Here is a 5,872-nt window from a genome sequence, read left to right on the forward strand (position 1 = left end):
GTCCGTGGTGCCGGTGACCGTCGGGCAGCTCGTCGGGCGGCTGCGCCGGCGCGGAAGGCGCAGCCCGGCCCCGGCGCAGACGTCAGGGCGCGGCGCGGAAGGCCGGCTCGGCCGGCATGGGCACCTGGAGGTACGTGGTGCCGCGCAGGTCCAGCCAGGCCCGCTGCGGCGCGCGGACCAGGCGCACCATCACTCCGGAACAGGCGGGACATCGCCCGACCAGGCCCGGGGCGTGCGAGTAGACGTGTAGCCCGGCCATCGGGCCGGTCATCCCGCAGGTGTCGCAGCGCCCGGTGGTGGCGCTCAGGTCGACGGCGAACACCTCGCGCAACGGCCCGTCGAGCATGTTGCCATCCAGGTAGGACAGGTCGGTCATCCGCTCTCCTCGGGTCGTCAGCCGGTCGGGCCGAACCGTTCGGTCCGCACGCGCCGGGTCGGGTGGCCCAGCCCCACCAGCAGGTCGGCCACTGTCTCCACGAATCCGGTGGGGCCGCAGACGTAGCAGAGCGGCTCCAGGTCCGGCGGCCAGCCGTGGCTGTTCACGTCGGCGAGGCCGATCCGGTGCGGCTCGCCGCGCCAGCCGTCGGGCGCCGCGCGGGTGTAGACGTACGCGACGTCCAGGCCCTGGTCGTCGCGGGCGCGGCGGCGCAGCTCGTCGGCGTAGATCACGTCGTCCGGGGTGCGCACCGAGTAGACGAGCCGGAACGGGGTGCGGCTGCCGGCGGCCCGGCGCGCGCGGATCATCGCCATCAGCGGCACGACGCCGGATCCGCCGCCGACCAGCAGCACCGGCGCGGTCTCGTCGGTACGCCAGACGAACCAGCCGCCGACCGGCCCGCGCACCTCGATCGGGTCGCCCTCGGCGTAGGTGTCGGTCAGGTACGGCGACACCTCCCCGTCGGGCACCCGCTGCACCGTCACCTCGATCCGCTCACCGTCGGCCGGGCCGGCCAGCGAGTACGACCGGGCGGCCTGGTAGCCGTCCTGGGCGGTCAGGCGCAGGTCGACGTGCTGCCCGGGCAGGTGGCCGGGCCAGCCGGGCACGTCCAGCACCAGCGTCTGCGCGGTGGGCGTCTCGATCCGCCGCTCGACGAGCCGGGCCACCCGCCACATCAGCGGCGCGACGCGGCGGCCCTGCGCCTGCGCGGTCACCTCAGTCGCCCTGGTAGCGCTGCTCGCGCCACGGGTCGCCGTAGTCGTGGTAGCCGGCGGTCTCCCAGAAGCCGGGCCGGTCGTCGACGAGCAGCCGGATGCCGTGCACCCACTTCGCCGACTTCCACAGGTACAGGTGCGGCACGAGCAGCCGCGCCGGGCCGCCGTGTTCGGCCGGCAGCGGCCCCCCGTCGTACGTGTGCACCACCCAGGCCCGCCCGCCGCGCAGGTCGTCCAGCGGCAGGTTGGTGGTGTAGCCGCCGTAGGAGTGCGCCAGCGCGTACCGGGCGGTGGTGTCGACGCCGTCGAGCAGCGTGTCCAGGGAGACGCCCTGCCAGGTGGTGCCGAGCTTGGACCAGCGGGTGACGCAGTGCAGGTCCACCGTCGGCGTGTCCTGCGGCAGGCCCATCATCTCGTCCCAGGACCAGCGGTACTCCGCGCCGGTCTCGCTGGTCAGCACGAACTCCCAGGTGTCGAGCGGCACCCGCGGCGTCGGGCCGGCGGAGAGCACGGGAAAGTCCTCGGTGAGGTACTGCCCCGGCGGCAGGTCGGTCGCGGACGAACGGGGCCGGCCCTGGAAGCCCGGCGAGACGATTCCCACCCGTCAGTCGTACCACCGCCGGCCGTGCCGGGGCAGCGGTTCCCACCGAGTCAGGCGCCGCCTCCGCCCTGCACCTCGTGCACGATGGTGCGCTGGCCGTCGCCGCTGTTGCGGGTGGCCCGGAGGCTGGTGATGGTGACGATCACCAGGACGCCGATGATCACGCCGAGCGAGGCCAGCGTCGGAATCTCCGGCACGCCCTCCCAGATGCCGTGCGCCCAGTGCAGGCCCAGCTTGAGGCCGATGAACGCCAGGATGACGGCCAGGCCGTAGCTGAGGTGCACGAGCCGGCTCAGCGCGGCGTGCAGCACGAAGTAGAGCGCCCGCAGGCCCAGCAGCGCGAAGGCGTTGGTGGCGAAGACCAGGTACGGGTCCTCGGTGATGCCGTAGACGGCGGGCACCGAGTCGACGGCGAACACGATGTCGGTGGCCAGCACCGCGACCACGACGAGCGCGAACGGGGTGAGCGCCCGGCGGCCGTTCTGCCGGATGGTCATCCGGGTGCCGTGGTATTCGTCGACCACCGGCATGACCTTGCGCAGCAGCCGCACCGACCGCATCTTGTTGATGTCGACCTCCTGCTCGTGCCCGCTGAGGGCGTCGCGCAGCAGCTTCACCGCGGTGGCGACGAGGATGAGCGCGAAGAGCAGGAAGGCGAAGTCGAGCGTCTTGAGCGCGGCGGCGCCGAGCGCGATGAACACACCGCGCAGCACCAGGGCGCCCGCGATGCCGTAGAGCAGCACCCGCTGGGCCAGGACGGAGGGCACCGCGAACGCGGCGAGCAGCAGCATGAAGACGAACAGGTTGTCGACCGACAGCGACTTCTCGACCAGGTAGCCGGTGAGGTACTCGATGCCCTGCTGGCTGCCCCAGCGGGACCAGATCCAGGCGCCGAACGCCAGCGGCAGCGCGATGTAGAAGGCCGACCAGCCCAGGGCCTCACGGATGGAGACCTCGTGCGGCTTGCGGGTGACCAGGAAGTCGAGCACCAGCAGCACGAGCACGCCGACGATCGTCACCGCCCACAGCGTGGGCGTGCCGACCGACGACAGTTCGGCCGCAGCCAGCGGGGACAATTCGGGCATGGAACCTCCTCGAACACCGTGTCATGTTCGAGGTCTCCTTCACCCACGTTTCCGTGGGCAACCACCCGGGGCTCGCCTCGGCGGCTTGCCGTACTGACCGGAATGATTTTTGGGAAGTACTCCCCTCGCCTGGACAAGGCTAGGTCACCGCCGGACCGGACGCCAAGTCGGGACACGGATGCTTGCCCTGGTCAACAGACTGGGCGGCGGTTCAGGGCATGGCGCCTGGTCACCGCGGCCCCTATGGTGACGCAGGTGACAGTCCAGGGACCGCTGACCGGCGTACGGGTGATCGAGCTGGCCGGGATCGGCCCCGGGCCGTTCGCGGCGATGATGCTGGCCGACCTCGGCGCCGACGTGGTGCGCATCGACCGGCCCGGCGGCGGCGGGTTCGGCGCGTTCCCGGGCGACCTGCTGAACCGCAACCGCCGCTCGATCGCGGTGGACCTGAAGCAGCCCGCGGGCCGTGACCTGGTGCTGGCGCTCGCCGCCCGGGCCGACGCGCTGGTGGAGGGCTTCCGGCCCGGGGTGACCGAGCGGCTCGGCCTCGGCCCGGACGACTGCCTCACCGCCAACCCGCGCCTGGTGTACGGGCGGATGACCGGCTGGGGGCAGGACGGCCCGCTCGCGCACAGCGCCGGACACGACATCGACTATCTGGCGCTGACCGGGGCGCTGCACGGGGTGGGCCGGGCCGGTGAGCGTCCGGTGCCGCCGATGAACCTGCTCGGCGACTTCGGTGGCGGGGGCATGATGCTGGCCCTGGGCGTGGTCGCGGCGCTGTACGCGGTACGCGGCGGCGCGCCCGGCCAGGTGGTCGACGCTGCCATCGTGGACGGCGTCTCGGTGCTGGCCACCCAGATCCACGCGCTGCGCGGCATCGGGCTGTGGCAGGACCCGCGCGGTGTGAACCTGCTCGACGGCGGCGCGCCCTTCTACGACACGTACGAGTGCGCCGACGGGCGGTACGTGGCGGTCGGCGCGCTGGAGCCGCAGTTCTACGCCGAACTGGTCCGGCTCACCGGTTTCCCGTTGGACGGCGACGACGGCCCGGACAGCGGCGACGCGCTGGACCGGGACGACCCGGCGAACTGGCCGGCGTTGCGGGCCGCCTGGGCGCGGCTGTTCCGCACCCGTACCCGGGACGAGTGGACGCAGCTGCTGGCCGGCACTGACGCCTGCGTGGCGCCGGTGCTCGACTGGGCCGAGGCGCCCGAGCACCCGCACCTGCGCGCCCGGGACACCTTCGTCGCGCCGGACGGGGTCACCCAGCCGGCGCCCGCGCCGCGTTTCTCGGCCACCCCCACAAGTGTGCGGCGCCCGCCGCCGGGGCCGGGCGAGCACACCGACGAGGTCCTCGCCGAGGCGGGGGTGGACGCCGCCCGGATCGCCGCGCTGCGGGCGGACGGTGTGATCGCCTGATCGTGGGCGGTCAGCGCCGGCGCGCGGCGGCCGGGGCGAGCGCCGGTTCCACCATGTCGCGGTAGTCGCGCGGGAACTGGACCACGACGTCCTGGAACTCGCCGCCGCCGATCGCTCGCGCAGCTGGTGAACACCGCGCGTACGGCGTCGCGGGCGGTGTTCTCGTCGCAGTCGACCCGGCAGGGCGACCCGGGTCACGAACTCCGCGCGCCGAACCGCTCGGCCGCCTCGTCCCGCGGGGTACGGGCTGAGCAGCCCCTGCAGCGGCTTCGGCAGTTGCGCGGCCAGGTCAAGCACCTCGCCACCGGTCAGGCGCTGCGCGAACGTCTCCAGGGTGGCCGCGGTGAGCGTGGCGGCGCGGTCCTCGCTGGTGCCGGTGAGCCGGGCGACCCGGCCCACGAACGTCAGGTAGTGCATCGGTGGTACCCCCTTCGGTGCGCCCAGCGCGGCTACCCGCCCCGGCGCGGCGGAAACGGTTGCGACGGGGCGGCAGGTTTTCCGGCGGCGGCGGGCGTGAGCGGCGGCGCGGCGGGTAACCGCCGCCCGGTCGTGACCCCAACTACTGCCGCGAGGAGCCCGACTGATGGCGAGTTACTCGGATGTCCTGGAGTACCTGTCCGCGCTGGACTACCCGGCCGGGAAGGACGACGTCATCCGCGAGGCGGAGCGGGAGGGCGCGCCGCCGGACGTGTTGCGGGCGTTGCGCGCGCTGCCCCCGGTGGACTACGCCAACGGCACCGAGGTGGCCCGCTCGGCCGGCATCGACGCGGCCCCGGAGGTGAGCCGCTCGCAGCGCGCGGCGCAGGCCCGGGACAACCACCCGCGCGTGTCGCAGCACCTGCGCGGCATCTGAGCACGGCGGGAGAGCCGGCGGGCGACACGGCCGCCGGCCTCTGCGCGTGCGGAAAAGCTGGGCTCCTCTGTGGCCGGTCGCGCAGCCCGGACAGGCGAGCGCCCCGGGTCACGAACCGCGACCTGGGGCGCCACGCAGCACCTGTCCCCCGCGGTTCACGCCCGAACCGGGTCGCGACCGCGAGGCGGTGAGATGTTCGCCCGAACCGGGCGGGCATCGCTGCCACGATCATCATACGACGCAACATCAGCCGAACGGGTGAGAATCGCGGAACTGTGTCCGGGCGCACGTACGCGCTCAGGCGGTCACCTCGGCGTACCGGCGTTCCAGGTCCACTCGCGCCAGCGCTCCGACCAGCCACGACAGTCGTTCCGACTCACCACTGCCGGCCAGCCCGGCGAGGTCACCGGCGGTACGGCCCAGGCCGAGCCGGCGGGCCGCCGCGAGCGCTCGCCGGTCGGCTACCGGCGCCGCCTCGCGCCACAGCGCCTGCGCCTCGCGCAGGAACAGGTCGCACACCTCGTCGTCCACTCCGGGCAGTGCGGTCAGCAGCCGCCGCTCCCCCGCCGGGTCCTGACGCGCGGCGGTGCGCAGCCGGCGCAGGTCGCCCCGGTACGTGTCGACGACCGTGCGGGCCAGGTCGCCGAGCGTGTCGGCGAGCCCGGCCAGGTCGCCGCGCAGCCCGGCAGGCGCGCAGCACGCGTACCCGGTCCTCGTGGCGCGAGCGGGCCATCCGCGCCCCGTTCCCACCCGGCGTGC

6 protein-coding genes and 2 pseudogenes are annotated in these 5,872 nt (G+C 73.9%); 2 read left to right on the plus strand and 6 right to left on the minus strand.

Features of this window, described 5'->3' with window-relative positions; all coding sequences use genetic code 11:
• Window positions 1-82 precede the first annotated feature (82 nt).
• The 4 genes from MCBG_RS05955 to MCBG_RS05970 are packed head-to-tail and all read right to left on the minus strand — an operon-like array spanning window position 83 to window position 2,838.
• Entirely contained in the window at window positions 83-376 is a 294-nt protein-coding gene (locus MCBG_RS05955; RefSeq protein ID WP_043324582.1) for a DUF6510 family protein, read from the minus strand.
• Between the two features lie 17 nt (window positions 377-393).
• A complete protein-coding gene (locus tag MCBG_RS05960) occupies window positions 394-1,113 on the minus strand; it encodes a ferredoxin reductase (protein WP_181373828.1) in 720 nt (239 codons plus the stop codon).
• Between the two features lie 40 nt (window positions 1,114-1,153).
• Window positions 1,154-1,753: a sulfite oxidase-like oxidoreductase gene (locus MCBG_RS05965; RefSeq protein WP_043324587.1), complete on the minus strand. Its 600-nt coding sequence runs from the start codon at window positions 1,751-1,753 to the stop codon at window positions 1,154-1,156.
• A gap of 50 nt (window positions 1,754-1,803) precedes the next feature.
• A complete protein-coding gene (locus MCBG_RS05970; RefSeq protein ID WP_043324589.1) occupies window positions 1,804-2,838 on the minus strand; it encodes a TerC/Alx family metal homeostasis membrane protein in 1,035 nt (344 codons plus the stop codon).
• Between the two features lie 243 nt (window positions 2,839-3,081).
• On the opposite strand from MCBG_RS05970, the gene MCBG_RS05975 reads away from it, so the two are divergent.
• The gene (locus MCBG_RS05975; RefSeq protein ID WP_043324590.1) at window positions 3,082-4,260 is read left to right on the plus strand and encodes a CaiB/BaiF CoA transferase family protein; all 1,179 of its coding nucleotides are present in this window, start codon (window positions 3,082-3,084) and stop codon (window positions 4,258-4,260) included.
• A gap of 183 nt (window positions 4,261-4,443) precedes the next feature.
• On the opposite strand, the pseudogene MCBG_RS31515 reads toward MCBG_RS05975, so the two are convergent.
• A pseudogene (locus tag MCBG_RS31515) lies at window positions 4,444-4,677 on the minus strand (DUF2267 domain-containing protein); the annotation flags it as partial.
• A gap of 166 nt (window positions 4,678-4,843) precedes the next feature.
• Between MCBG_RS31515 and MCBG_RS05980 the strand changes: the two are divergent.
• Window positions 4,844-5,113, plus strand: coding sequence for a DUF2795 domain-containing protein (locus MCBG_RS05980; protein WP_030502657.1), 270 nt, complete (start codon window positions 4,844-4,846; stop codon window positions 5,111-5,113).
• 297 nt (window positions 5,114-5,410) lie between these two features.
• Here the strand turns inward: MCBG_RS05980 and MCBG_RS05985 are convergent.
• Window positions 5,411-5,872 (minus strand): annotated as a pseudogene (locus MCBG_RS05985) (hypothetical protein); the annotation flags it as partial.

Origin of the sequence: Micromonospora sp. M42, from assembly GCF_000568915.1 — a bacterium.
GTDB lineage: Bacteria > Actinomycetota > Actinomycetes > Mycobacteriales > Micromonosporaceae > Micromonospora > Micromonospora chalcea.